This window comes from Alcaligenes sp. SORT26, assembly GCF_017377875.1.
GTDB lineage: Bacteria > Pseudomonadota > Gammaproteobacteria > Burkholderiales > Burkholderiaceae_B > Alcaligenes > Alcaligenes parafaecalis.
The window spans coordinates 296,307-321,503 of the sequence record NZ_CP070975.1 but is presented as its reverse complement, the minus strand read 5'-3'; the positions used below and the strand labels follow the sequence as shown (position 1 = coordinate 321,503).

Here is a 25,197-nt window from a genome sequence, read left to right as displayed (position 1 = left end):
GTGTTCATAACCCGGTCCTAACATCCAGCGCACATGATGAATACAGAACTTGTACTGTGGGTCAGCTTGGCCATTGGCCTGCTCTTTGGCATCTGCGGCCAGCTCAGTGGTTTTTGCTTTTATCGTGGTTTGACCGAGCGCTGGTCCGGGCGCAGCGGCTACAAGCTCCAGGGTTTTGCCCTGGCGCTGGCCGTGGCCTTGGCCGGGACACAACTGGCGGCAGGCTATGGCCTGATCAGCCTGGATCAAGTCCTGTACCTGAACCCCACCTTTTCCTGGCTATGGGTGCCTGTGGGCGGTGTGCTGTTTGGGGCAGGCATGACCCTGGCAAACGGCTGCGGCGCACGCGCCCTGGTCTTGTTGGGGCAAGGCAATTTGCGCTCCTTTGTCGTCCTGCTTTGCTTGGGGATTGCAGCCTATATCACCTTGACGGGCCTGCTGGCCCCGCTGCGCATGAGCATCGCCCAAGCCAGCAGCGTGACTGTACCCGCCGTCACGCTGGCTGCAGGCACTGTCCGTTCTATCGTCATTGCCGTGATCGTGGCCGCCTTGATCGCTTTTGCCTTGCTGCGCCGACAGGACGGCCAGCGCCTGAATGATCTGTTGGCCGGAGCATTTGTAGGACTGCTGATTGTGGCGGGCTGGCTGACCACCGGCTGGCTGGGCGATGATCCTTTCGAGCCTTTGCCCGTCAGTTCCCTCAGCTTTGTCGCGCCCATTGGCGAAAGCATTCAATACGCCATGATCTCCACTGGCATGAGCCCCCGTTTCACCATCCTGATTGTGGCTGGTGTGTTACTGGGTTCTTTGCTCAGCGCTCTGCTGCGCCGTCGCTGGAAGCTGGAAGGCTTTGAATCTCCCCGCCAGATGCTGCGTTCTATCGCAGGTGGAATCTTGATGGGAGTGGGCGGCGTGCTGGCTCTGGGCTGCACCATAGGCCAGGGCTTAAGCGGTTTGTCTACACTCTCGGCGACCTCCTTGCTGGCGGTGCTGGGTATTATCGTCGGCTCCCGTCTGACCTGGACCCGCCCAACAGCCTGACTCCGTGTTTCAATAAGGGCTTGAATTTTCACTCATCAGGCTGCTCAAACAAGCTCTGTTCGGCAGTCCTGAGACGTGCTTATCGAGACCCTCGCGATGCGACAGATCCTGCTAGTTGTCGATGTGCAAAGCTGCTTTTCACCGCCCCAGTGGCTGATTGAAGGCATTAACGCCTTGAGCACCCGCCTGCCCTGCGCGGCCCTGATCGAACTGCACGATGAGTCTCAAACGCCCTTTTCCAGCCAACTAGGCTGGAGCCCGCCGCGCAGCGATCGCTGTCTGGTGAACGCCAAACAAATCTTCATCAAACACGGCTACGCGCCCAGCCCGGCTGCGATGGAGTATCTGCAGCAATGCCAGGCCGATCGCATTCTGGTCTGCGGCATTCAAACTGACACCTGCGTGCTGGCTGCAGGATTTGCCTTGTTTGATGCAGGGCTACACCCCACCTTGATTACGGACCTGACCGTGGGCTCGTCTCTGGATCGCTCCGGCGCGTTGGGCATCAAGCTATGGAAGCACCACTTCGGGCGCACGATTCATAGCAGTGAACTGATCGCGGAGTTGAACCAGCCATGAAGAGCGTGCTAGTTGAAAACTCAACCATACCGTGCCTGACTGATCATTACGTTTAGCGTAATCATTCAGCCATAAGCTTTATTGATAGCCCTATCCCGCCGCTGATATGGTCGTCTCCAGAAACCTGCAAAAGGTTCAACTACAAGGAGACGAGACATATGCATTGGCTATCCATTGCCGTATTAGGAGGCATGTTTGTGCTGGCAACCGCCCTGCCCATCAATATGGGGCTGATTGCCTTCGTAGGCGCTTTTTTAGTAGGGACACTGGTTGCAGGCATGGGCGCCAAAGAAATCATGGGCGGCTTTCCGGCTGACCTGTTTCTGACATTGGCCGGTATCACCTACTTGTTCGCCCTGGCCCAGAACAACGGCACTATCAACTGGCTGGTCAGCATGTCCGTACGGGCAGTACGCGGGCGCATTGCCGCTATTCCCTGGATCATGTTTTTCATCACGGCAGCCCTGACCTCTGTCGGTGCCGTCAGCCCGGCCGCTGTCGCCATTATTGCTCCCATTGCCTTGGGCTTTGCCCGCCAGTACGGCATCAACCCCCTGTTGATGGGCTTGCTGGTGATTCATGGCGCACAAGGCGGCGGCTTTTCCCCGATCAGCATTTATGGCGGCATTACCAACCGCGTGGTCAGCGCCGCCGGTTTGCCCTTGAATGAAATGGCCACCATGATGGCCAGCCTGAGCATCAACCTGGCGGTGTCCATCTTGCTGTTCATCTGGATGGGCGGCTTGAAGCTGATGCGTCAGAAAGTGGATTTAAGCTCCGCGGACGTCAAGGTCGCTCGCGTAGCCCACGGTTCAGGCGGCCCACAAGTGTTTGGCGATGCAGAAGCCGAAGCCTTCGGCGAAGAACGCAAAACCGCCCAGAAAAGCCCCGATGCCCTGGTGGAAGCCGGTAATGGCGGCAGCGAAGCTCCGCACTGGTATCGGGTTGTCACCTTGATAGGGCTGTTCGTGCTGGCCGTCCTGACCTTGTTCTTCAAACAGGACATTGGCTTTACGTCCATCACCATTGGTCTGATCCTGACCCTGATGGCTCCCAATCTGCAAAAGCGTGCCCTCGGACAAGTATCCTGGCCCGAGATCATGCTGATTGTGGGTGTCAGCACCTATGTCGGGGTGATGGAATCCATGGGCACAATTGATTTTGTCGGTCATAGCGTTGCTCAGTTGACCTCTCCCTTGATGGCGGCCTTGCTGCTGCTCTTTGTCGGTGCTGTGGTCTCCGCCTTTGCGTCTTCCACGGCAGTGCTGGGGTCGCTGATTCCGCTGGCTGTGCCCTTTTTGCAAGGCGATGGCGGCGTGGGTCCCGTGGGCTTTATTGCAGCCATGGCGGTATCCTCCACCATTGTGGACGTCAGCCCTTTCTCCACCAATGGCGCATTGGTGCTGGCTAACGCGCAAGGTGTCTCGCGTGATGCCTTCTTCCGTCAACTTCTGTTGTACGGCGCTGCTGTCACCGTTATTGCTCCGGTCGTCGTCTGGCTGCTGTTTGTAGTGCTCTAAACGCACCTGATCGAGCAGCGTATAAACCGGCCCCGGATGCCTCAGTATCCGGGGCCGGTTTGCTGAGGAATGCCTGGCCCCCCTATGCAAAACGCCAAAACAGCTATGGCGCCGCATTAAATTCTGTAGAAAGCCTTGAAACCGAGAATATTTCCACACCGAAATGAGAATGATTGCTATTATTCTGCGGTCGTTCAAGCCTGATGCCCTCTTTTTCTCTCTATCACCCGCTACTCGCTTCCTGAAAAGCGAGGGTTGCGTGATGAGTGCAGCTTACAAGAATGGCGGACTCAATCTGCCACCCATCGCTGCCAGACAAGCACGGCTTTTCTCGGTTTTATGGTCATCAATCCAGCACCCGGAGACGGTGTTGAAGTAGGAGGCGCGTCAGCGTGAAAGAGTCATTTCGCCAATGTATGGCATGGCTGCATACCTGGGTCGGTCTGGTGGTGGGCTGGATCCTGTTTTTTGTCTTTGTCACTGGCACAGCCGGTTATGTGGATGATGAGATCACCCGCTGGATGGAGCCCGAGCGCCCTTTGCCCGCGCAAGTCTTGCCCGAGCAGTCCAGCCACATGCTGGATCAGGCCCTGACGCAGCTTCAAGCGCACGCGCCCGAAGCTAAGGCCTGGACCATCACCCTGCCCCATCAAGCCCTGAACCCGCGTGCTACGCAGGGGCTGTCGATTGCCTGGGAAGAAATGCCTCAGCCGGGTCAACGCGGACGTCGCGGGGGTGAAAACCTGGACCCGACCACCGGCCAGATTCTGCCCGAGGTCGAACCTCGCGCCACCGCTGGCGGCACCGGTCTGTATCGCATGCACTATGCCTTGCATTACATGCCTTATCCCGTTGCCATCTGGCTGGTCGGGATCTGCACCATGCTGATGCTGCTGGCCGTGATCACAGGGGTCGTCACGCACAAGAAAATTTTTACCGATTTCTTCACCTTCAGACCCGGCAAGGGGCAGCGTTCCTGGCTGGACGCGCACAATATCGTCAGCGTGATGTCCCTGCCTTTTTTCCTGATGATTACCTATACGGGCCTGATCTTTTTCATGTCCATTTATATGCCGACCGGGCGAGACGTGATGTATGGCCCCACAGAAGCGGGCCGACAAGCCTACTTCCAGGATATTCGCTTTCAGAACCGCGCTTTCCTGCCAGTGTCCCTGCCCCAGGCCTCGCTGGGCGAGATGATGCACAGCGCCGAGCAGCAATGGGGCAAGAACAGCATTGCCTCGATCCAGATTACGCATCCGCAAGACAGCCAGGCCTATGTCGAGCTGCGCCGCACTGGAGTCACAGGCGTGTATTGGACCCGTGCTGAAACGCTGCGCTTTAACGCTATCGACGGTCGCGCCATGGAGCCTGAGGACACGAGCAATCTGACCGGGGATACCCATCGCGTTTTACTGGCTTTGCATGAAGGCGTGTTCGCCGAGTGGTGGATGCGTTGGCTGTACTTTATTTCTGGCCTGCTAGGCTGCGCCGTGATTGGAACAGGCCTGGTGCTATGGACCGTCAAACGCCGTACCCAGCATCAAAAACGTATGGCCAAGGCCAGCACACTAAGCGCAACCGAGCGCTTTGATGCGGCTGGCCTGCGTCTGGTCGAGATCCTGAATGCCGGAACGCTAGCAGGTTTACCGCTGGGTCTTGCCGCCTACTTCTGGGCCAACCGCCTCTTGCCCGTCACCATGGCCGACCGCGCTGCCTGGGAGTTTCATGCACTCTTTCTGGTCTGGGGCTGGTCCTTCCTGTTCGCAAGCTGGCGTCCTTTGAAACGCGCCTGGCTGGAACTGCTGTGGCTAACGACCACCGCCTATGCCCTGATCCCCGTTCTGAACATGCTGACTACCGATCGTCACCTGGGCATCACCTTGCCCTACGGCGACTGGGGTTTGGCAGGCTTTGACCTGACCATGCTGGGACTGGCCGCCACCTTTGCCTACATCGCCATCAAAATGAAACGCAAATGGCACATTGCCAGCCTGCAGCAAAAAGCCACTGCGCCAGCCCGTTTGCAAACCGCCGGAGTGAACTCGTGAGTGGACTGAGCTCAAACTATCGCCTGCAAGTGCTATCGCGCATTGTGGCGGCCACCGTTGGCGGCTACGCCCTGGCTTCTGCCGTGACCGTCTTGCTGACCTTGCTCTGGCCCCTGCCTAAAGGTCAGGCCGTGCTGGCCACCAATATGCTGGGTTTTGTCTGGTACACCATCGCAGTGATGTGGGTGTTCAGCACCAAAAGCGCCACCCGTGCCTGGGTGGGCATGGTATTACCGACCGCCTTGATTGCCTTGCTTAGCTTCTTGCTGATCCCTGCGGGAGCCGCGTCATGATCAACACCAGTTTGTGGTTGAATCTGGCCGTCTTGATCAGCAGCCTGGCGGGCTTTATCTGCCTGGCGCTAGCCAGTGATCGACAAGGCGAGTTTCTCCTGCACCGCACACCCTCCCAACGCGAACGCCTGCTCTTTCGTGTCCTGGGCTGGCCTTTGCTGGTGCTGGCGCTCGTCCTGTGCATACAAGGCTGGGGCGCCAGCATGGGCGTGGTGTCCTGGTTGGGCTGGCTCACCATAGCAGGCGCAGGCTTGACCTTCTATCTACCTTGGTGGCCTTGGCAAGAGAAAAAACCGGTACGGGCTCGCCCCGCCCCGGTCGCCAAAGCGGGAGCAGCCGAGCCAAGCCCCACTCCCCCGGAAACGGTCCCCTCAGCAGCCAAAGCACCGCTCAGCCTTGCCCCACGCAATCTGATTTTTGCTAGCAGCTTGCTGGCAATCCCTGCCGCCTTTGTCATTTACCTGGCTCAACTGGGACCCGCCCCCATCTTCCGGGCGGATGCTCTGCAAGGCCAGATTGGCCCATGGTCCTTTGTCCTGGCCGAAACCAATGAGCACGCCCCCGTTCTCTCCGGCACAGGCCCTCACCACACCAAGGGCTTCCAGATTCGGTTTTGTGAAAGCTGCGATACCGCTATACGCAGCGCCTATCTGCAAATTCGCAAACCGGATAGCAAGCCCTCACCCCGGCAGGCCTTTGGCGGCGTACGTTGGACACGCGCAGTCGACATTGCCATCCCGCATGACAGCGAGTTGGAGCATCAGTTGTGGTTAACGGTAGAGGCCAAGAACGGCGAACTCTATCACCAGGCTTTTGACTTCCACCAGGTGTCGCCTGCAACAGCGCCTTTTATTCAGAAAAACCTTTAAGAAAAACGCTCTGCGGCCTTGAGTGATCCTGCGGGTCACCAAGGCCGTCTGTTTGACTGCACCCTGATACAAGTCCCTTGCCCTAGTCCCCTACGATCCGGGTCCCTTGATGAAACACCATCTGCCAACGGCCCTGTCTTTGCCGCCAGATTGAACTGCGCAAAGAACGTTGCTGAGCTTCGTTATCTGGGACAACACAAATGTAAGTCACCAGGACGACGTCCTCGGCCAATACCGTCAGCTTGAAATCACTCAAGCGCCGCTGCTCAAATCGCTGCTCCGGCAACGACTCCAGAACCTCCGCCTTGTCCCACGCAGCACCTCTGGCACCGAACTCCACGAATTCATCAGCCAGCAACTCACTTAGCTCGGCCACATCCTGACGGGTGGAACGATCGAACAGGCGCTCTTCAAGAGACAGAATCAGGGCTTTCAGGGAATGAATCATGCTTGTGCTGATGGCTCGTGGGTTTGTAGAAAATTTTAGAACACACCTTAACTATACGCGAGCAAACGAAGTCGCTTAAAGGATGCAAAACCTCTAATTAAGTGAGCTAGAAGGAGCTTTAAAAAGCAAGAGCATCTTGAAAACCTATTTTTTTCCCAAAACTAAAACGACTCTATCTACGGACACGGGTCGGGTCGGGTCGGGTCGGGTCGGGTCGGGTCGGGTCGGGTCGGCAGTCAGGGTAAAAATGCTTTGTCTTCACAAACCCGACAGAATCCTACATCTGACACAAGCCGCGATTTAAACGATATTTCTAACAAATAAAATAAAAAAAACACCACCCTCAACAAAGGAAAACTTTTAACAGTTGTTTTCCTTTCAAGTCATTAATGAATCTCACTTATAGATAGACTCTGCCGTGTTAAATCACTCACAGGGCAATATCATGTCTTTACTAAAACGGTGCTCGGCAGAAACCTTGGGCACTTTCTGGTTGGTATTTGGGGGCTGCGGAAGTGCGATCTTTGCCGCTGCGTATCCGGAGTTGGGTATTGGTTTTGCCGGTGTGGCCCTGGCCTTTGGTCTGACTTTGCTGACCATGTGCTATGCCATCGGCAATATCTCCGGTTGCCACATTAACCCCGCTGTCACGCTGGGTCTGGTTGCAGGCGGGCGCTTCCCTGCCCGCGAAGCGCTTCCTTACATCGTCGCGCAGGTAATTGGCGGCATTCTGGCCGGGGGCGTGTTGTACCTGATCGCCAGCGGCAAAACCGGCTTTGATCCAGTTGCTGGCTTTGCCTCCAACGGGTTTGGTGAGCACTCGCCCGACAATTACAGCCTCAACGCTGCCCTGATCGCAGAAATTGTGCTGACAGCCTTCTTCCTGTTCATCATCATGGGCGCCACGCACAAGCGCGGCCATGCAGGCCTGGCCGGTGTAGCGATTGGTCTGTCCCTGACCTTGATTCACCTGATCAGCATTCCCATCACCAACACCTCGGTTAACCCTGCCCGCTCTACCGGCGTGGCCTTGTTCCAGGGCACCTGGGCGATGGAACAGCTCTGGTTGTTCTGGGTGGCTCCTTTGATAGGGGGAGTCATCGGTGCCCTGGTGTATCGCTTGCTGCACGCCAACGACGATTAAGCAGCACTAGCTCCTGATCGCAGGACACTATTGAGCCGCATCAGTTTGAATTGGGCACACCGCCTGTTCAAACCGATGCGGCTCAATGCTATTTACGGAAAGCTCATGTCATCTGCAGCGGTGTGATCAGCAGGAAGATCGCAAGGCGCGAAGCTCGTCTCCCTTATGTAGTAGGATTTACACCCAGCACCTGACTGTTAGCCCCAGACTCATACGCTCACCAAAGCCCCAACAAGCGGAGAACCTCATGAAAAAAATATTGAATACCGGCCTGATCGCTTTAGGATTCAGTCTGATGGCAAACACCGCTTTGGTGCAGGCAGCCGACTGCGACAGCCTGACGAATCAAAACGCCATCAACCAGTGCATCAGCAACGAGTACAAAAGCTCGGATGCCGAGCTGAACAAGCTCTACAAAGAAATCAGCACGCGCCTGAAAGACGATGCCGACACCCTCAAAGCCTTGCGTACCTCTCAACGAGCCTGGATCGGTTTTCGGGACGCAGAGTGCGACTTTGCAGCCATCAATACACAAGGTGGCAGCATTCATGCCATGCTGATCACCAGTTGCCGCAATGAACTGACTCAAGCCCGTATCAAGAACTTCAACAATTACCTGTCCTGCCAAGAGGGAGACATGAGCTGCCCGGTTCCACCGGCTATGTAAATTCCGTCCACGAGCACGGGGCCTTGAACATTCGCCAAGCCGCACCCTCTCTAGCGGACAGCCCTGGTGACCAGGACTTCGCCCCCGCTTGAACCCAGCCATACCCTACCGACATGCCTGATACCAAATATCCGTCCACACGCGACCTGAATGACCTCTACTACTTTGTCCAGGTCGTGGACCACGGCGGCTTTGCCCCCGCCGGACGGGCTTTGGGCATCCCCAAATCCAAACTAAGCCGACGCATCACCTCCCTGGAAGAGTCTCTGGGCGTGCGCCTGATCCAACGCTCCAGCCGTCACTTCAGTGTGACGGAGATTGGTCAGATGTATTACCAGCGCTGTCTGGCCATGCTGGTGGAGGCAGACTCCGCCCAGGAAATTATCGAGCGCCATCGCAGTGAACCACAAGGCTCGGTGCGTCTGAGCTGCCCGCTGGCTTTGCTCGACTACGGCGTCAATGAATTGCTGGCTCGCTATCTGGCCAAGTACCCCTACGTCAAACTGGAAATCGAAAGTACCAATCGCCGTGTGGACGTGATTCGGGAAGGCTTTGATGTGGCCTTGCGCGTCCGCTTCCCTCCACTGGAAGACAGCGGTCTGGTCATGAAAGTATTAGGTGAAAGTATTCAGTATCTGGTCGCCAGCCCCGCTTTAATTGAGCGCATGGGTGGGCTGCCAACGCTGGACCTGTTGGGGAGCTGGCCCGCCCTCAGCGACGAGCATCTGCTACGCAATCCCGTCTGGCAACTGCAAACTGCTGAAAACACCTTGAAAGAAATCCCGTATCAGCCCCGGCTGGTCTGTGACGACCGCATGACCTTGTTGCAATCCGCACTGCAAGGCATTGGACTGGTACAAATGCCCGCCATGCTGGTCGCCCCCTATATGCAGGATGGCAGGCTGGTGGATGTGGCCCCAGGCTGGAATCCCCGTCCTGGGGTTGTGCATGCGGTCTTTCCCTCGCGCCGCGGTCTGGTGCCTGCTGTCCGTGCACTTCTGGACTTTCTGGGGCAAGAATTCGTGACGATTCTGCACGCTCCCTCGCCCTGAGTTCGTACGGCTACCTGGCTAAACCCAGCAAACACACAGTCGTTCTGTTTATGGAACGCTGATGACCATATCCCCATCTATTCAAGCCATCGTTGCACTTCTATAGTCTCCCCATCTGAAATTCATCATGGGGAGTACATCGACATGAACGCCAAACTGGCTGCGGCCACCGCCGCGATTCTCTGGGGCTTTACTTACATTCTGACCACCACCTGGCTGCCGCCTAACCCCTTGTTTCTGGCAGCAGTCCGGGCCTTGGGGGGCGCCATCGTTTTGCTGATGCTGGTCCGCAGCCTGCCTCCCCGCGCCTGGTGGGGACGACTCGCGGTGCTGGGCACGTTGAACACCGGCTTGTTCTTTGGCCTGTTCTTTATTGCTGCGACTCGCCTTCCTGGTGGTGTAGCCGCCATATTCCAGGCCCTGACCCCGCTGGCCACCATTTTTATTGCCTGGGGCATTCTGGGTGCTCGCCCTGCCTTGATGCGGATTGGCGCTGTCCTCTTGGGTGCGCTGGGTGTGTCCTTGGTCGTCATGTCCAGTCAGGCACACCTGGATATGGTCGGCATTGTCGCCGCGCTGGGTAGCATGCTGTCTATTGCAACGGGTGGGGTTCTGATGAACAAGTGGGGTGCACCACCCATCCCGCTCTTGGGTTTTACCGGTTGGCAGTTACTGATTGCCGGGGTTGAGCTGAGCCTGATCGCCCTGCTGACCCAGGATATTCCAACGCAGATTATTCCTGTTCATTGGCTGGGCCTGTTCCTGCTGGCGACGGTCCTGACGGCTGGCCCCTTCGCGCTGTGGTTCAGCGCCATCAAACAGCTTGGTGCAGTAACCGTGGCCCCCTTCATGCTGCTGGTGCCAGTCACCGCGTTCATTCTGGATGCGCTGATCAAAGGGGTCTGGCCGACCACGCTGCAACTGGTGGGTGTTGCGCTGGTCATGGGTGGGCTGGTGATGAGCCAAAAAACCCTGGCCGTGGCGCGCTCCACGCTGGAAGCATCCGTACACAAACCCTGATCTGCATACCCAAGGAGGAGGCATCATGAATCACCTCATACAAGAAATACTGCGCTCACGGATGTTCTACGTACTGGCCACCCTGCTGTTGACCTATATATTCTGGTGGAGTGGTCTGAGCAAGATTTGGGATTTCAATGCCGCCAAGATGGAAATGGCCCACTTTGGTCTGGAGCCTCAAGCCTTGTTCGCGGTGTTGACGATTACGGTGCAGTTGCTGGGAAGCTGGCTCATCATCAGCGCAAGTCGTCTGGCCTGGCTCGGCGCATTGATGCTTAGTGTCTTTACCCTTTCCACTATCCCGCTAGCGCATCGTTTTTGGGAAATGGAAGGCCTGCAAGCCTTTCTGGAACAGGCTCTGGTTCAGGACCATATCAGTGTGATCGGAGGGCTGGCTGTAGCGGCTGCATTGGCTCATGCCCGTCGTCAGGCACGATCCTGAACACAAACGCTGATCCGGCAAGCACCGCTTCGGCAGACAGACAAGCTGTCTGCCGTTTTCTTTATAAGGCCGCCTCGGGCAGATTCGAGTCACGCTGAACATCGAAACCAGCAGCCCGCCACGCTTCCAGACCACCCTCCAAGGGCCGCACCCGGCTATAGCCACTTTGCAGCAAACGCTTGGATACCAAGGCCGCCGATACCTCGTTGGGGCAATCGCAATACACGATGATTTCCCCGTCGGTGATCAGGTTCAACGTAGCCTCGCCCAAGGCCAGACTGATTGCCCCCGGAATGCGCCCTTGAGCCTGGATAAAGGTCGAACGCACATCCACAATAACGGGCGGAGTTTCTGAAGACAGCATCTGATGCAGCTCCTGCACGCTGACACGCTCCATGCACAAGGATTTGATGAAGCGATGACGCTGCCACCACTTCTTGGCAATAAACACCGCCAAGGCCAGCGCCAGCAGAATTCCGCCCAACACACCCAGGCTGACCAGGACATTCAAGAGCTCGTCTACAGCAGAGCTGAACAAAGACCCCAAAAACACTGCAGAGCCCGCCCACACGGCCGCCCCGATGATGTCGTAAAACAGAAAGCTACGTTTAGGAGTGCCAACCGTACCGGCCAAAACACTGGCAATCGAAGCAAAGCCCGGAATGAATTTAGCCACCATCAGGGACGGCGCACCCCAACGCATATAAATGGATTCGGTCTGCCGGATACAGGAGTCAGGAGACAAGGAAATCTTGCACAGCAAAGCCAGCAACCTGCCGCCATAACGCCTTCCAGCCAGATACCAGCCGTAGTCCGCAATCATGGCCCCCAGAACCGCCACGCCCAGCAAGCCCCACAAGCTGTAGCCGCCAGACTCATGCAAAGCCCCCGTCACCACCAGCACGGGATACGCAGGCACAGGCGCACCGGCCTGTTCAACCAGCACGTTAAAAAACACGATCAACAGACCGTGTTGCTCGATAAGTTGCAGAATGGATTCGACCATAGAACGACGCACAGAATTTGCCAGATAGCGCGTATTGTAGGCTGGCGCCTGCCAATTTCTGTTTCAGCTTAAAAGCATTCAAGAATAGCTACCATGCAAAAACTGCGGTCCCTGTGCAGACGCCTGATAGAGAGCCATTCCGCCTCTTTTGCCACCCGATTTCCCCTTCCGACTGTTGACCTTCCAGCCACAAAATAGATCAATAAACAAGAATTATTCTCATTAAAGACCTACAGGTTAACGATAGTAGTCATCGCTTTTTACCTGTCTATACAATAGCGGCGTCAATAACGGTTCAGGTGAGAGTCTTCACTTTGATGAAGCGCCGACGGAGCAACGACCCCGGAATCTCTCAGGCAAAAGAATCTTGAACCCTTGACGTTCTGGAGAGAGGCACATCAGTGCCCACCGAAGGGGACCATCGCGAACCGATGGATAAGCTCTCAGGTAAACGGACAGAGGGGGTACAGAGGCCATATGGCCTGTGTTCACCTATTCGTCCGGAGCCTATCTATGAGCAGATAGTCGGGTGCCATTTTCTGGCCGCCTGACACGCCACATCCCTATTCCCATTTTCATTCGCACACAGGTCTGTTTTGACATTTCATGTCGTCAGAACAAGGAGGACTGCTGTGCGCTCCATACCCTATTTAGATCGGCATCAAGAAAACCGTCCTTGAGGACGGGTTGTGCCCTTTGTTTTCTCGCAGCACAGTCATAATTACGCATTTGAACGAAAAAAAACTAGGAGAACAGTGTGTCTCAGCAACATTCATCTGGACTGCAGCGCTCGTTGAAAAACCGGCACCTGCAACTGATAGCAATTGGAGGCGCTATCGGTACAGGGCTATTTATGGGATCAGGCCGCACCATTAGCCTGGCCGGACCCTCGGTCTTGTTTACCTACATGATCATCGGGTTCTTTTTGTTTTTTGTTATGCGGGCAATGGGGGAATTGCTCCTGCATAACCTGGAATACAAATCTTTCGTGGATTTCTCCGCCGATATTCTGGGCCCGACCATGGGCTATTTTCTGGGCTGGAGCTATTGGTTCTGCTGGGTGGTTATTGGTATTGCGGATATTGTCGCCATTACCGGCTACACCCAATTCTGGTGGCCGGACATTCCGCTCTGGCTTCCCGGCCTGGCGTGTATCGCCTTCTTGCTGATCTTTAACCTGCTGTCGGCCAAATTGTTTGGTGAGCTGGAGTTCTGGTTTGCCTTGGTCAAGATCATTGCCATTGTTGCGCTGATTGGCGTGGGTGCTTACCTGCTGTTCACCGGCTTTGTCGGCCCGACCGGCGAAAAAGCCAGCCTGACCCACTTGTGGGACCGCGGCGGCATGTTCCCCAATGGATTGCATGGCTTCTTTGCCGCCTTCCAGATCGCCATCTTTGCCTTCGTGGGTATTGAACTGGTGGGTACCGCCTCGGCTGAAACGGCTGACCCTGCCAAGAACCTGCCCAAAGCCATCAACAAGATTCCCGTTCGCGTGATTGTGTTTTACGTGCTGGCCCTGACCGCCATCATGACCGTCACCCCTTGGGATATTGTTGCACCCAACAAGAGCCCGTTTGTGAACATGTTCTTGCTGATTGGCGTGGGTGCCGCAGCAGCCATCATCAACTTTGTGGTGCTGACCTCGGCCCTGTCGTCCGCCAATAGCGGCATGTTCTCGACAGGCCGCATGTTGTACGGTCTGTCCAAAAACAAGCTGGCTCCCGAAGCGTTCAGCCAGTTGTCGCGTAACGGCACCCCCCGTAATGGTCTGATCTACTCTTGCGCCCTCTTGCTGTCCAGCCTGTTCCTGCTTTACGCAGAAGGCGACGTGATGCGCGTGTTCACCATCGTGACCACCGTGGCCAGCATCTGCTTTATCTTTGTCTGGGCCGTGATTCTGATCACCTACCTGAAGTACCGCCGCGTTCGTCCTGAAGCCCATGCCACATCGAGCTACAAAATGCCTTTTGCGATTCCCATGTGCTACCTGACCCTGGCTTTCTTTGCCTTTGCGCTGTACTTGTTCAGCCAGGAAGAAGAAACCTTGATTGGTTTGATGGCGACCCCTTTCTGGTTCCTGGCTCTGTTTATCTGCCTGCCTTTCTACAAGAAACGCATGAAGAAAGACTTGGCATTGGGCCTGGCGGCACAAAGCGTACGCTAAGTCGTGATGGACACAACACGGTTCTACCAAGAACTGTGTTGTAGCAGTCGGGTCTGGCCTCGTTCTACAAAACCTGGCTGGCACACACTGGCAACACTCCAACTCGCTGTCCTTGGGCAGCAGATCTGGAACGAGGCTGGAGCCCGATTGCAAAAAGCCACCCAAGCGGGTGGCTTTTTTAATGCAGATTGCATAAGGGGGATTCAAGTATATGCAGCTTCGTTCAAAGCCTTGATTCCCAACTAGCTTAGAACTGGTAACGCATATTCACCGTGAAGTTTCTTGGCGCACCCCAGGAATACTGAATACGCCCAAAGTCCCGCAAACCAGACATGTACTTCTTGTCGAATACATTATTCACGTTCGCACCCAGGCTCAGATGCTTGTTGACCTGATAGCGGGCCATCATGTCGAACACCCAGTAAGCAGGCTGATCCATCAAACGGGCCGAAGCCTTGCTTTGCCAACGTGCAGCCACACCTACGGACAGACCCGGCAAGTTTTCTCGGAAGCGATAGCTGCTGGCCAGCTTGAACTGATGCTTGGGCACAATATCCGTGGCCTGCAAGCTGCTGCTGTTCTGTACATAGCTACCCTGCAATTGCCAGCCGGGGGCCACTTCACCCGACAGCTCCAGCTCGTAACCCCGGCGCGTTGCACCATTGACCGCACGGTAAATCGTTTCCCCGGTTGGACGCACTTCGCCGGTGGACTCTGCCGTGTTATCCGTCTTCATCCAGAAGCGAGCCACGCTGGCATTCAAGGCACCATCAAAGAACTCGCCCTTGGCACCCAGCTCGTAGGTCAAACCACGTTCCGGGTCCAGCGTATTGCCATCAATATCCTTGGCGCTTTGTGCCTTGAATATGCTGGCGTAGCTACCGTAAACAGAAATCTGATCGTTCAGATCCACGACCAGACCCGCATACGGCGTCAACACACCGTGCTGCTTGAAATCGTTATTGCTGTAGGAGTACGGGGTTTCATCAAACTGTTTGAAGTCGGTATAGCGAACGCCACCAATCAACTTCACCGGATCTGCCAGGCTGAACAAACCGGCAGCGTACAAGGAATTACGCTGCGAGCTGAAGTAGCTGTGGTTATTAATCGGCATGGTGGTGAAATCCGGCATTGGCAACACACCGCCACCGCCGTTGTAGTCCAACCCCACATTGGTATAACGCTTACCACCTGCATACGACTCTGTGGTGGTTCGATAAGTGTCTGCTCCGAAGCGCAGCTCGTGCTGACGTCCCAATAAAGAGAACGGTCCTTGTACTTCTAAAGCCAGATTACGGTTGCGGGTTTCATAATCACGATCCCAGCTCACGTCCACCACAGCAGGAACTCCGGTAAACCAGATACCCGATTGACCGCCCGGATTCACCGTCTTGTCCAAGCTGCCTTTGAGCGTGGCCGACCAATCGTTCTCGAAGCGATGGGTCAAATCCAGAAACAGCGTATTGGTCTTTTGCTCGTAACCGGACCAGGGAGCCGCGACATTAAAACCCCGAGGCTTCAGACCCAAAAACTGCCCATCAGCCGCATAAGCCTGAATCATGGCCGTGCCCGCAGCTCCATCCTGTGTACGGCTCTTGTGAGTAAAACTGACCGTCAACAAGGTGCGGTCAGTCAGGTCCGCTTCCACAATCCCGTAAAAAGTCTTGCTGCTGTTTTTCACATAATCCTGAAAGCTCTTGCCATCCGCCGCTGCCGCAACCAGACGCCCTCGCACCGAACCACTTTTATTCAAGGGCGAGCTGATATCCGCATCCACCCGATAGTTATCCCAACTGCCGGCGGCTGCACCCACACTGGCCTGAAACTGATCCGTGGGACGCTTGCGGATCATGTTCACCGTGCCGCCATAAGCACCATCCCCGGTCATCAAACCGGACGAGCCTTTCAGGACCTCGATACGGTCAATCTCGGCCATATCGTCCATGGAGTACTGAGTCTGCGTATTAATCAGCCAGCCACTGGCCTTCTGACGCATCCCGTCCGTCTGCATATTCACAGCCGAACCACGAATCGCGAAGTTGAAGGCATCACCCTGCCGGTCCACCGACACACCGGGCGTCTGCTCCAGCACGTCGGACAATTTGTACAAATTGAAGTCATCCAGACGCTCACGCGTCATGACAGTGATGGACTGCGGCGTCTCGCGCAACGACAAGTCAAAACCCGTCGCCGTGCGGCTGGGGCCCGCGGCCGTATAAGAACCAGAGCCCTCAGTGACAGGACTGGCAGCGCGCACCTTGATGGCTGCCAGCTCCTCCACATCCACCTTCTTGCGCAGATGAATCGTGTTGCCAGTACGGGTGTAAGCAATGCCCGTACCCTGCAGCAACTTGTCCAAAGCCGCTTCCGGCGCCATGCGACCAGACACGGACTGAGCCTTGATACCGCGCACCAGGTCGGAGGTGTAAATAAACTGGAAAGAGGTTTGCTGGCCTAATTGCAGCAAGGCATCACCCAAGGACGAGGACGGAATGGAGACCGTCACATCCGCTTGCTGGGCAAAGGAAACAGCAGGTACAAACGTGGCCGACAAAGCCAGGGCAAGCGCCAATTTCAAGGCAGGCGCAGCCAAAGGGAAACGAGCCGCACGCCCAGCCGGGGCGCACAAACGAGAGGAACGGAGAGTCACAGAGGTCTTCCTAACAGACAGAGGTCCTGTAGATGTACGAATGGGTATCCCTTTGGCCAAAGGATGGGGGCAGGTCGCACGGGGAGTGCGGAAAACCTGCCTTCATAGGTACAACGGACGGGGGGCGGAAAACCCTGAATGGAGGTTTGAAGGAACTTATAACTGATGGGCAAAAAAAACAGCGAGGCATTCAAATTAGAGGTCGGCTGGGCTCCGTGTTCAGTTGAGCCGACCTTGTTTCTACAACTTATTCAATGAAGGCACTCTTATCTGTCTGCTTTCGGCCAATAATAATCATCGGTGAGCGTGACCTCCGGAAACTTAAGAGGCCATGCTAGCTTCAAAAACTATTTATTGACCGATACGTAGGCTTCCTCTTTCGGCCACTGCATGCCACGTATCACTTCGCGAATTGATTCCGACGCGCTCATCCGATAGTCATCGGCAATCTTTACCTGCGTGATACCGATTTGATACTGAAGGCGCTCTTCTCGCTCAGGAAGCTTGAGGTCGAGCTCAGATAGTTGGTTTTGAGACGCTGCTAAAAATTCGTCTATGCGCTTGACCGATGGTCCCACTGGAACGAGGAGGCTTGGATCACGAACAGCCAGCTCCGGCACACCTGCTATCCGATCTATGGCCTCAGCTCGCTTCTGATCCAACTCGGCTCCCTTCGTCGCAAACATCAGCCCAATATGACGCAAGTCGGTGTTAGTGAGTACCTTGTCTGCGTTGTACTTCGTCAGCTTTGAGGCTAGGCACGGCGTAACCTCGACGCCTAAGTGGATCCGTCGTTCATGGTCAGCACGGACTACTGCTTGCCCCTCGAAGGAGGGTGGAGGCTGCATGAGTGAGTTCCGTATGTCCGAGCATTCGACGGCAGAGAACTCAATTGCGCGACCAAAATTTTCTCTTTGTTGTTCATAAGCTTCGCGCCTCGCTATAACAATCGCAGCCTGCGCTTCTTTAAGCTCGGCCTCGCGTTTCGCAATCAGCTCATCGACGGCAGCCTTCTGGTATAGGGGTACAACAGTGAAGTAGTAGCCGAGGCCTGCAATAATCACTGCCAGTAGAGTGCTATACGCAGCGATGATCGTTGCAATCGGAGCATGCCGCTCTACCCATGACCTCTGAGGGGTCTGAGCCTTATGTGAAGAGGGAGATCGGGAGCGCTTTAATCGCCTGGGGTTTGTTCGCATAAGGGGCATCATTGTCCAGGTTCTGATTCACCGGCAATGCCGACAAGATCTACTCAGCGAGTTCGCTTAATCGACTCTTGTGGGTCGTGAATAGCCCTCGGTGGCTGTACCGTACATACAGAGGTTAAACACGTTTCCAGCACTTGGGATCAAGTTTAAACCCCTCTTTCTCTAGCCGACGAAGTTCTTGGAAGCTTACGCACTGCTCTTGGATTTCCAACCATGCGCGCTTGAAAGATGGAAGCGCTAAATTTGCTTGAATGCCTGAACACCAAGATTTCCATACAGCTTTGCTGATACGACCGCGCTGCCTAAGCGAGACCTGTTCGTTGGACAGATCTACGTAGCGATACAACTCGTCAAAAGATTCTTGATACTCAGCCTCCAAAAGCGGCTGCCCGAGCAGAGCCTTTGTTGGGATTCGACTAGCCAGCTCACGGTACTCCTTGGCCAAGCTATCTTCAAATTGTAACTGGGCAATGTTTCTTGAGATGCGCAGCTGGGAGAATGCAAAAAACACACCGACAGCGGCAACAGTCGATGCGCTAGCAGAAACCCATTCAGGAGTAATGTTCATTAGAAAAAATACTAGCAAAAAAGCTATCTGATCATGCAGACAGCCAAACATGGAGTTCAAAAATCTCTGAACTATCGGAGCAAGTGACTGCTTCAAACCTTAGTACCCGACGTCTGCTCTGGGCCGAGAGCAGCCATAAATAAAACCCACATCCTTCCTCGAGCCTATCCGCAAAACTCTATCTACATCACCGCTCTATAGTTATTCCCACCCGCCCATCCGAACGGGTCACCACCGTCACCGGCAACTGCTCCTGCAACGCCAACAAAAACCCCTGTGCATCTTCGATATTAAAAACACCCGCCATGCGCAGGCGCTTGAGTTTTTCGTCCATCAGCTCAATCGGTTCAGGCAGATAGCGGTTCATCTCCTGCACGACTTCATCCAAAGTCTGATCCCGGAACACCATTTTTCCTTGTCTCCACGCAGTACGTGCCGCTACATCCGTGCGCTGCACCGACCAGGCCTGTTCTTCGCTACCCTGCGCCAGCATGCCCGGTGTCAGGGATACTTGCTGGCGATTCCACCATGTCCCGGACGAGACTTGGACGGAGCCTTCGGTTACGGCTACTTCTACATTTCCTTGGGCATGACGACGCACATTGAATACGGTGCCTGTGACTTCAACCTGCACTTGCCCGGCATCCACGATGAAGGGACGGTTCTTGTCGCTTTGAACCGCAAACATCGCCTCCCCTTTCAGCAAGGTCAACTGACGCCGGTGGGCCTGATAGTGCAGTACCAGTTCCGTGGAGACATTCATATGGACTTCGGAGCCATCTGGCAGTGTCACGGTTTTTTGTTCACCGAAGGCGGTGGTGTAGCTCAGGGCATGGCTGACAGTATCTTGTTGAGCGATGTAAACACCGCCCGCGCCTAGTAGGGCGACGGCGCCAAGCGTGGCACCTTGCCAGAGAAAACGGCGGCGTGCTGCGTTGGGAGGTATGGCGAAGGAGGTCCTGGACGACTCATTTGATCCATATGCGCCTGTAGGCAACCCGGAACCCGAATTCACAGACTCTGCCGAGTTAGGCATCCATACAGGATGGGAGCCAGACCCAGAGTCAAAAACCTGAGTTGAAGCGGGGCTGGTATGAGCAGTCGGGATCGAAGCAGAAGCAGCACCAGCACTAAAATTAGCGCCCAAAACCTCCGCAGAGCTGACCGCCGAAGCTAAATCAGCCTCCTCCAACATCTCCCGCAATTCCTCATCCGGAATCATCAAGCTGCTTTGCCAGATACTCTCCAAAGCCCGGTACTCAGACTCATTCTGGCTATCCGCCCTTCTCCACTCCAGAAAACACTCCTCCTCCGCCACGCTGAAATCGCCCGAGTGCACACGCGCAAACCAGTAGGCAGCGGCATCGTGGGGATTGTCAGGAAGTAAGGAAGATTCTGAGGTCATGGGAAGCAGCAAAATACAAAGAGCAGACAGCCGGGATTGTTAGTCTTGCCTACGCGGGCCAAGTGCCCTTTGTTCTCTTAATGGGGAGCATGATTTTTCAGGCGCTCGCGCAGATGGCGCATGGCCTGGATCATGTATTTCTCGACCATGTTCACGGAAATGTTCAGCTTGTCTGCAATTTCCGCTTGAGTATATCCCTCCAGCCGATGCCACAAGAAGACTTGCCGACATTTGGGGGACAACTCGCTCAGGGCCTCTTTCAAGGAAGACAGTAACTGCGCAGTGCGTATGGAACTGTCGGGATCGCCCTCCAAGGGGTGCTCGTCCTCCCCCAACTGATGCAATGGCACGGTCTCCAAAAAATTGGAATGACGATGCACATCAATCAGGCGATTACGCACGCTGCGATGAAAGTAGGCTCTCGGATTGGGGTTGGGCAGGCCGGGCCAGTCCGCTTCCAGGGCGCGCACCATGACATCGTGGGTGGCGTCCTCGGCCTCGGCCCGGTTGCCCGAGCGCCGCGCCCACACGCCGATCAGCTCGCCATAGTAGGCGAGCCAAGGTTTTTTGGACGTGGGGGAACGGGACATGGAGCAAATCAGAGAGACGCGGGAAGTGCATGATATTAGCAATAATTCTCATTATCAGATAGATGCTGTGGAATATCTGCCAAAACCAGGGCTACTACCCCGTACTGCACACAAGAGAAAAACGGTACTCAGCCGCTATTCTCAATTCCCTGCGCCAGGCTTTTACAGATGTCCACCCAAGCATGATCAGATGAGTAAATCATCTCTATTTACGCCTTATTACCCTTAATTATTTAATCCAGGTTTACGTAAGGGTAAACCCAAGTTGTGACTGGCCCGATCTTACTCATAGACTAAAACAGAGATGTCGCCCATAAAAACGAACATAAGGGACAAGCATGGTTTTGCGTCTAATCGACTCAATCAATGAATGGATAGGAAAGCTCATTTCCTTTATCGCCATTATTTTTTCCACCATCATTATTTACGAAGTGTTCATGCGCTACGTGATGAACCAGCCCACGCGCTGGACTTTTGACGTCACCAAGCAGCTATATGGTTTTTACTTTCTGATGCTGGGTGCCTACGCACTTAAACACCAAGCCCATGTCCGGGTAGATTTGCTGATCAACCGTTTTTCCCCCACCGTCCGCAAATGGACCGAAATTGCGGGCTATCTGATTTTCTTCTTCCCCTTTACCTGGGTATTTCTGACTCGCAGCTACGATTTCGCCATGCGCTCCTTAGCTCAGGGGGAAACCACCTACGGCGCGGTTCAACTGCCTGTTTACCCGCTCAAGATCTCCATGGTGGTGGCCGCCGCGCTTTTGCTGCTTCAGGGTATTGCTGAAGTTGTTCGTTTGTTGACCCAGAAGGAAGCCGCCCATCATGACGCCTGAATTGATTGCTCTTGTCATGGGTGGCTTTCTGTTGTTGGGGCTATTCATGGGCCATCCTTTGGCCTTTGTTCTGGGCAGCACCGCCGTTATCGGTGCGCTGGTAGCGGGCAAGCCCATGGTGCTGGGCATTGTTGTCAACCGTATTTACGGCGATGTCCTGGACAACTACACACTGATCGCCATCCCCTTGTTCATCCTGATGGCGCGCTTTTTGTCTGACTCCGAAGTGACCGACAAAATGTTCGAGGCCTTGCGGCTGCTGATGTCCCGCGTTCGTGGCGGGCTGGCGCTGGCTGTGGTGTTCATCTCCATTCTGCTGGCCGCCACCACCGGCATTATCGGTGCCTCCATTACCGTAACCGGCATGATGGCCTTGCGCCCGATGCTGCGATACGGCTATTGCCCCAAGCTCACCACAGGGGTGATTGCAGCCTCGGGTTGCCTGGGTATTCTGATCCCACCGTCCATCATGCTGATTCTGATGGCCAGCTACTCCCCGCTGTCTATTGGCGAGCTGTTTGCAGGCGCGCTGATTCCCGGCGTGCTGCTGGGCCTGCTCTATGCCGTGTGGGTCGTGTTCGTTGCCTGGCGTCACCCGGAACGCGCCCCGTCCGTGGAGCCCGATGAAAAGATCTCCAGACCCGCCTTGATCCGCATGCTGCTGGTGGAGGCCGTGCCCCCCATCTTTCTGATTCTGGGCATTCTGGGTTCCATGCTGGCCGGTATTGCAACGGCGACAGAGGCCTCGGCCATTGGGGTATTGCTGTCCCTGCTGATCGTTATTTTCCGGGGCAAATTCAAGTGGTCCATTTTCCTGAATGCGCTTTACGAAACGGGCCGTACTTCCTCCATGATTTTATTTATCGTGGTAGGCGCAACCGCCTTTACCGGCGTCTTTAACATCACCGGCGGTTTGGGCGCTGCGCAAGACCTGATGCGTGGCTTGGATATGGAGCCCTGGCTGCTTATTGTGGTGATGCTGCTGATTATTTTTGTGCTGGGCTGCTTTCTGGACTGGACCGGTATTGTCCTGCTGTCCTTCCCGATTCTCTTGCCGATTGTGCAGGAAATGGGCATCAGCCTGCTCTGGTTTGTGATTCTGGTTGCCGTTGTTTTGCAAACCTCTTTCCTCACTCCGCCCTTTGGTTACGCACTTTTCTATTTGCGGGCCATCACTCCTAAATCAGTGAAGACCATGGAGATCATCAGCGGAGTTATTCCATTCATTGGCCTGATTATTTTGATGTGCATCTTGCTGGCCATCTTCCCTGGCCTGGCCACTTGGCTACCCACCGTCCTGTACGGAACTTAAATAAAACAAGGAGACACAATGAAATTCACAAAAAAAGCACTCTGCGCCATGACTGGCTTTGCCCTGCTGGGCATGACAGGCCTGAGCCAGGCTGCTCAAAAGTGGACCATGACCAGTACCTGGCCCGCCTCGATCGAGCTGGTCGAACTGGACAAGAAGTGGGTGGAACTAGCCAACAAACTGGTCGGTGACGAGCTGAAAATTGAATTCTACGAAGGTGGCGCTCTGGTGCCGACTGGCGAAGTGTTCAGCGCGGTCGAATCCGGCACCATCCAGGCTGGGGCAGACTGGCCGGGCTATTGGGCGGGCCGCAACCCGGCTTTCTCCCCTTTAGGCACCCACTCCAGCCTGTTCAACGCGGTTGACTACGCAAACTGGATCAAGGAATGGGGTGGCGCCGAACTTTATAACGAGATCTACGGCAAGTACGGCATGGTGTACATCCCCTATGCCATCACCAATAACGAATCCGGTTTCCATACCAATGTGCCGATCCGCAATCTGGAAGAAATCAAGGGCAAGCGCCTGCGGCTCTCTGGTCTGGAGCAAGGCAAAGTGCTTGAGAAGATTGGTGGCACGCAAGTGTCCATGGCTGGTCAAGAACTGTATCAATCGCTTGAGCGTGGCGTGATCGAGGGAGCCGAGTTCTCCACTCCAAACGTCGACGTTTCTGCCGGGCTGCATCAGGTCACCAAGCACTGGACCACACCAGGCTGGCACCAATCTGCTTCCGTGTTTGGCGTCATGATCAATAAAACCGCCTGGGATGCGCTCAGTGATTCGGCCAAGGAGAAACTGAAAATTGCCGCAGACGCCACCATGATGTGGTCCATCGCCTTCTCCGAGAAAAAAGCGACGGAAGGTCTGCGCACATTCCAGAAAGCCGGGGTAGAAATCCACCGCATGGATGATGAAAGCCTGAAGACCATTCAGCAAGTGACCAATGAGGTGATGATTTCCATGGCCTGCAGCAATCCCGATGCCGCCAAGGTATATGCCAGCCAGATGGAATACTTGCAGGACTACAAGGACTGGCGCGAGACCTCCATGCCCTTCAACCTGGGACGTCCTATTGACGGCCCTGATCTGGAAAAAATCAAAGCCTGCCTGAAATAAAGCGGTACTCATTACGGTGAACGCAAAAACGATAGTGGTTCGCCACTATCGTTTTTTTGTACGCCAACAGCTCAGGTTTGAACCGCTTTGATCACTACAAGACTTGCAAGAAAGCCAGCAAAGCCTGAATTTCCTCATCACTCAAACTCAACTCCCGGATCCGTTCCGATTTGCGCGGCACCAAAGGGCCGGTTTCTTTAGGGTCCGGGCCCATCGCCACGTCATACATACGCAGCAAACCATCCAGACTGGGGAACAAACCGTTATGCATCCAAGGGCCAGCCTTGGAGACATTGCGCAGGCTGGGTGTTCGGAACAGCCCCAGATCAGAAGGGTTTCGGGTCCACTCGAATCGCCCCAGATCCTGCAAACGACGGCCGTAAAAAGACAGACCGATGTTGTGAAAGTCATTGTCCGTCAGCATGGGGCCGTTATGGCAATTCATGCAGCGCGCTTTGGTACGGAACAGGTGCAGGCCGATCAACTCTTGATCACTCAAAGCCGCTGTATCCCCCGCAAGGAAGTCATCAAAACGCGTTGCCGCCGGACGGATGGTGACCACATAGGCGGCTAAAGCACGGGCCAGTCGCTCGGCATCGACGGGATTGGAGGATGAAGCACCAAAGGCTTGCTGAAACGCGTGTCGATAGTCCTCTGACTCCTGCAAACGCGGGATTAAATCGCTCAAGGCATGGTTCATTTCTACCGGGTTTTCTATTGGGCCGACGACTTGTTCTTTCAAAGTTTGTGCACGGCCATCCCAGAATAAATCCTTGGCAAAAGGCGCAGCAAATAAAGGGGGAGTACGACGTTTGCCCATCAAGCCATCCTCCCCTACCGCTGACGCCTTGCCATCGGTAAAGGACTTGTCGGGCTGGTGACAGGAGGCACAGGAGATCTGCTTTTTACGGGAAAGCTGCTTGTCGAAAAACAAGCGCGAACCCAGCGAAACGATCTGCTTGTTTTCGGCATCTTTAGCAGCCTCGGGCTGTGCGATGGAGCCAGATCCAGGCACTGGCCCCCATTCCTGCCAGGCCTGCCCCGGATCAATGGACGGTGCAGGCCATAGGCTCGGAACCTGCTGATAAAGGATACGCAGGCAGGCCGCATCAAGCTTCTCCTTGACCCAACAAAGTTGGGACACAGCAGAGCCAGAGCCGAAGCTCTGGCTTGCCATTGCACCAGCCCCCTCAGCCGCGCAAGCCGCCCCTGA

The 25,197-nt window shown here is 55.2% G+C and carries 23 protein-coding genes and 1 riboswitch; of the genes, 15 read left to right on the top strand and 8 right to left on the bottom strand.

Annotated features, from left to right (window positions below; translation table 11 throughout):
• Nucleotides 1-33: 33 nt before the first annotated feature.
• From JYG33_RS01450 to JYG33_RS01425, 6 genes are all read left to right on the top strand, one after another.
• A complete protein-coding gene (locus JYG33_RS01450; RefSeq protein WP_243430241.1) occupies nucleotides 34-1,041 on the top strand; it encodes a YeeE/YedE family protein in 1,008 nt (335 codons plus the stop codon).
• A 96-nt stretch (nucleotides 1,042-1,137) separates the two neighbouring features.
• Nucleotides 1,138-1,620 (top strand): cysteine hydrolase family protein, encoded by a 483-nt coding sequence (locus JYG33_RS01445; protein WP_207873851.1) that lies wholly within the window; start codon nucleotides 1,138-1,140, stop codon nucleotides 1,618-1,620.
• A 158-nt stretch (nucleotides 1,621-1,778) separates the two neighbouring features.
• Nucleotides 1,779-3,140: an SLC13 family permease gene (locus JYG33_RS01440; protein WP_207873850.1), complete on the top strand. Its 1,362-nt coding sequence runs from the start codon at nucleotides 1,779-1,781 to the stop codon at nucleotides 3,138-3,140.
• Nucleotides 3,141-3,532: 392 nt separating this feature from the next.
• The gene (locus JYG33_RS01435) at nucleotides 3,533-5,191 is read left to right on the top strand and encodes a PepSY-associated TM helix domain-containing protein (RefSeq protein ID WP_243430240.1); all 1,659 of its coding nucleotides are present in this window, start codon (nucleotides 3,533-3,535) and stop codon (nucleotides 5,189-5,191) included.
• Entirely contained in the window at nucleotides 5,188-5,484 is a 297-nt protein-coding gene (locus JYG33_RS01430) for a DUF3649 domain-containing protein (RefSeq protein ID WP_207873849.1), read from the top strand. The genes JYG33_RS01435 and JYG33_RS01430 overlap by 4 nt, the downstream gene beginning before the upstream one ends.
• Complete coding sequence (locus JYG33_RS01425; RefSeq protein ID WP_207873848.1) at nucleotides 5,481-6,353, top strand: DUF3325 domain-containing protein; 873 nt, start codon at nucleotides 5,481-5,483, stop codon at nucleotides 6,351-6,353. Before JYG33_RS01430 ends, JYG33_RS01425 begins: the two co-directional genes overlap by 4 nt.
• 82 nt (nucleotides 6,354-6,435) lie before the next feature.
• Here JYG33_RS01425 and JYG33_RS01420 read toward each other — a convergent pair whose 3' ends face one another.
• On the bottom strand, nucleotides 6,436-6,801 hold the full coding sequence (locus JYG33_RS01420; protein ID WP_207873847.1) for a DUF4440 domain-containing protein: 366 nt from the start codon (nucleotides 6,799-6,801) through the stop codon (nucleotides 6,436-6,438).
• Between the two features lie 445 nt (nucleotides 6,802-7,246).
• On the opposite strand from JYG33_RS01420, the gene aqpZ reads away from it, so the two are divergent.
• The 5 genes from aqpZ to JYG33_RS01395 all read left to right on the top strand — a co-directional run bounded on the left by aqpZ (nucleotide 7,247) and on the right by JYG33_RS01395 (nucleotide 11,126).
• Nucleotides 7,247-7,945, top strand: coding sequence for an aquaporin Z (aqpZ, locus tag JYG33_RS01415; protein WP_207873846.1), 699 nt, complete (start codon nucleotides 7,247-7,249; stop codon nucleotides 7,943-7,945).
• Nucleotides 7,946-8,192: 247 nt separating this feature from the next.
• Entirely contained in the window at nucleotides 8,193-8,612 is a 420-nt protein-coding gene (locus JYG33_RS01410; protein WP_207873845.1) for a lysozyme inhibitor LprI family protein, read from the top strand.
• Between the two features lie 113 nt (nucleotides 8,613-8,725).
• Entirely contained in the window at nucleotides 8,726-9,664 is a 939-nt protein-coding gene (locus JYG33_RS01405; RefSeq protein WP_207873844.1) for a LysR substrate-binding domain-containing protein, read from the top strand.
• A 144-nt stretch (nucleotides 9,665-9,808) separates the two neighbouring features.
• The gene (locus tag JYG33_RS01400) at nucleotides 9,809-10,684 is read left to right on the top strand and encodes a DMT family transporter (RefSeq protein ID WP_207873843.1); all 876 of its coding nucleotides are present in this window, start codon (nucleotides 9,809-9,811) and stop codon (nucleotides 10,682-10,684) included.
• Between the two features lie 25 nt (nucleotides 10,685-10,709).
• Nucleotides 10,710-11,126 carry a DoxX family protein gene (locus JYG33_RS01395; RefSeq protein WP_207873842.1) on the top strand — a complete coding sequence of 139 codons (417 nt, stop codon included), beginning with the start codon at nucleotides 10,710-10,712 and terminating at the stop codon, nucleotides 11,124-11,126.
• Between the two features lie 61 nt (nucleotides 11,127-11,187).
• Here JYG33_RS01395 and JYG33_RS01390 read toward each other — a convergent pair whose 3' ends face one another.
• Nucleotides 11,188-12,132 carry a DedA family protein/thiosulfate sulfurtransferase GlpE gene (locus JYG33_RS01390; protein ID WP_207875692.1) on the bottom strand — a complete coding sequence of 315 codons (945 nt, stop codon included), beginning with the start codon at nucleotides 12,130-12,132 and terminating at the stop codon, nucleotides 11,188-11,190.
• Nucleotides 12,133-12,420: 288 nt separating this feature from the next.
• Nucleotides 12,421-12,510: riboswitch (glycine riboswitch) on the top strand.
• Nucleotides 12,511-12,985: 475 nt separating this feature from the next.
• Between JYG33_RS01390 and JYG33_RS01385 the strand changes: the two genes are divergently transcribed.
• Nucleotides 12,986-14,296 (top strand): amino acid permease, encoded by a 1,311-nt coding sequence (locus JYG33_RS01385; RefSeq protein WP_243430239.1) that lies wholly within the window; start codon nucleotides 12,986-12,988, stop codon nucleotides 14,294-14,296.
• 247 nt (nucleotides 14,297-14,543) lie between these two features.
• On the opposite strand, the gene JYG33_RS01380 is transcribed toward JYG33_RS01385, so the two are convergent.
• The 5 genes from JYG33_RS01380 to JYG33_RS01360 form a co-directional block, all read right to left on the bottom strand.
• Nucleotides 14,544-16,946 carry a TonB-dependent receptor gene (locus JYG33_RS01380; protein ID WP_243430238.1) on the bottom strand — a complete coding sequence of 801 codons (2,403 nt, stop codon included), beginning with the start codon at nucleotides 16,944-16,946 and terminating at the stop codon, nucleotides 14,544-14,546.
• Nucleotides 16,947-17,293: 347 nt separating this feature from the next.
• Nucleotides 17,294-18,010, bottom strand: coding sequence for a hypothetical protein (locus JYG33_RS01375; protein ID WP_207873839.1), 717 nt, complete (start codon nucleotides 18,008-18,010; stop codon nucleotides 17,294-17,296).
• Between the two features lie 259 nt (nucleotides 18,011-18,269).
• Nucleotides 18,270-18,722, bottom strand: a complete 453-nt coding sequence (locus JYG33_RS01370; protein WP_207873838.1) for a hypothetical protein — start codon at nucleotides 18,720-18,722, stop codon at nucleotides 18,270-18,272.
• 187 nt (nucleotides 18,723-18,909) lie between these two features.
• Entirely contained in the window at nucleotides 18,910-20,127 is a 1,218-nt protein-coding gene (locus JYG33_RS01365) for a FecR domain-containing protein (protein WP_207873837.1), read from the bottom strand.
• A gap of 77 nt (nucleotides 20,128-20,204) precedes the next feature.
• Nucleotides 20,205-20,717 carry a sigma-70 family RNA polymerase sigma factor gene (locus tag JYG33_RS01360; RefSeq protein WP_207873836.1) on the bottom strand — a complete coding sequence of 171 codons (513 nt, stop codon included), beginning with the start codon at nucleotides 20,715-20,717 and terminating at the stop codon, nucleotides 20,205-20,207.
• A 338-nt stretch (nucleotides 20,718-21,055) separates the two neighbouring features.
• On the opposite strand from JYG33_RS01360, the gene JYG33_RS01355 reads away from it, so the two are divergent.
• Genes JYG33_RS01355 through dctP form a run of 3 tightly spaced genes read left to right on the top strand, consistent with a single transcriptional unit; the run spans nucleotide 21,056 to nucleotide 23,984 of the window.
• Nucleotides 21,056-21,556 carry a TRAP transporter small permease subunit gene (locus tag JYG33_RS01355; protein WP_207873835.1) on the top strand — a complete coding sequence of 167 codons (501 nt, stop codon included), beginning with the start codon at nucleotides 21,056-21,058 and terminating at the stop codon, nucleotides 21,554-21,556.
• Nucleotides 21,546-22,868 (top strand): TRAP transporter large permease subunit, encoded by a 1,323-nt coding sequence (locus JYG33_RS01350; RefSeq protein WP_207873834.1) that lies wholly within the window; start codon nucleotides 21,546-21,548, stop codon nucleotides 22,866-22,868. Before JYG33_RS01355 ends, JYG33_RS01350 begins: the two co-directional genes overlap by 11 nt.
• An 18-nt stretch (nucleotides 22,869-22,886) precedes the next feature.
• Nucleotides 22,887-23,984: a TRAP transporter substrate-binding protein DctP gene (dctP, locus tag JYG33_RS01345; protein WP_207873833.1), complete on the top strand. Its 1,098-nt coding sequence runs from the start codon at nucleotides 22,887-22,889 to the stop codon at nucleotides 23,982-23,984.
• Nucleotides 23,985-24,078: 94 nt separating this feature from the next.
• Here the strand turns inward: dctP and JYG33_RS01340 are convergent, their stop codons facing one another.
• Nucleotides 24,079-25,128, bottom strand: coding sequence for a cytochrome c peroxidase (locus JYG33_RS01340; RefSeq protein ID WP_243430237.1), 1,050 nt, complete (start codon nucleotides 25,126-25,128; stop codon nucleotides 24,079-24,081).
• Nucleotides 25,129-25,197: the final 69 nt, after the last annotated feature.

Coding starts and splice junctions, on each gene's coding strand:
- JYG33_RS01450 (WP_243430241.1), top strand. CDS start 34: ATGATGAATACAGAACTTGTACTGTGGGTCAGCTTGGCCATTGGCCTG.
- JYG33_RS01445 (WP_207873851.1), top strand. CDS start 1,138: ATGCGACAGATCCTGCTAGTTGTCGATGTGCAAAGCTGCTTTTCACCG.
- JYG33_RS01440 (WP_207873850.1), top strand. CDS start 1,779: ATGCATTGGCTATCCATTGCCGTATTAGGAGGCATGTTTGTGCTGGCA.
- JYG33_RS01425 (WP_207873848.1), top strand. CDS start 5,481: ATGATCAACACCAGTTTGTGGTTGAATCTGGCCGTCTTGATCAGCAGC.
- JYG33_RS01420 (WP_207873847.1), bottom strand. CDS start 6,801: ATGATTCATTCCCTGAAAGCCCTGATTCTGTCTCTTGAAGAGCGCCTG.
- aqpZ (WP_207873846.1), top strand. CDS start 7,247: ATGTCTTTACTAAAACGGTGCTCGGCAGAAACCTTGGGCACTTTCTGG.
- JYG33_RS01410 (WP_207873845.1), top strand. CDS start 8,193: ATGAAAAAAATATTGAATACCGGCCTGATCGCTTTAGGATTCAGTCTG.
- JYG33_RS01405 (WP_207873844.1), top strand. CDS start 8,726: ATGCCTGATACCAAATATCCGTCCACACGCGACCTGAATGACCTCTAC.
- JYG33_RS01400 (WP_207873843.1), top strand. CDS start 9,809: ATGAACGCCAAACTGGCTGCGGCCACCGCCGCGATTCTCTGGGGCTTT.
- JYG33_RS01395 (WP_207873842.1), top strand. CDS start 10,710: ATGAATCACCTCATACAAGAAATACTGCGCTCACGGATGTTCTACGTA.
- JYG33_RS01390 (WP_207875692.1), bottom strand. CDS start 12,132: ATGGTCGAATCCATTCTGCAACTTATCGAGCAACACGGTCTGTTGATC.
- JYG33_RS01385 (WP_243430239.1), top strand. CDS start 12,986: ATGGGATCAGGCCGCACCATTAGCCTGGCCGGACCCTCGGTCTTGTTT.
- JYG33_RS01370 (WP_207873838.1), bottom strand. CDS start 18,722: ATGAACATTACTCCTGAATGGGTTTCTGCTAGCGCATCGACTGTTGCC.
- JYG33_RS01365 (WP_207873837.1), bottom strand. CDS start 20,127: ATGACCTCAGAATCTTCCTTACTTCCTGACAATCCCCACGATGCCGCT.
- JYG33_RS01360 (WP_207873836.1), bottom strand. CDS start 20,717: ATGTCCCGTTCCCCCACGTCCAAAAAACCTTGGCTCGCCTACTATGGC.
- JYG33_RS01355 (WP_207873835.1), top strand. CDS start 21,056: ATGGTTTTGCGTCTAATCGACTCAATCAATGAATGGATAGGAAAGCTC.
- JYG33_RS01350 (WP_207873834.1), top strand. CDS start 21,546: ATGACGCCTGAATTGATTGCTCTTGTCATGGGTGGCTTTCTGTTGTTG.
- dctP (WP_207873833.1), top strand. CDS start 22,887: ATGAAATTCACAAAAAAAGCACTCTGCGCCATGACTGGCTTTGCCCTG.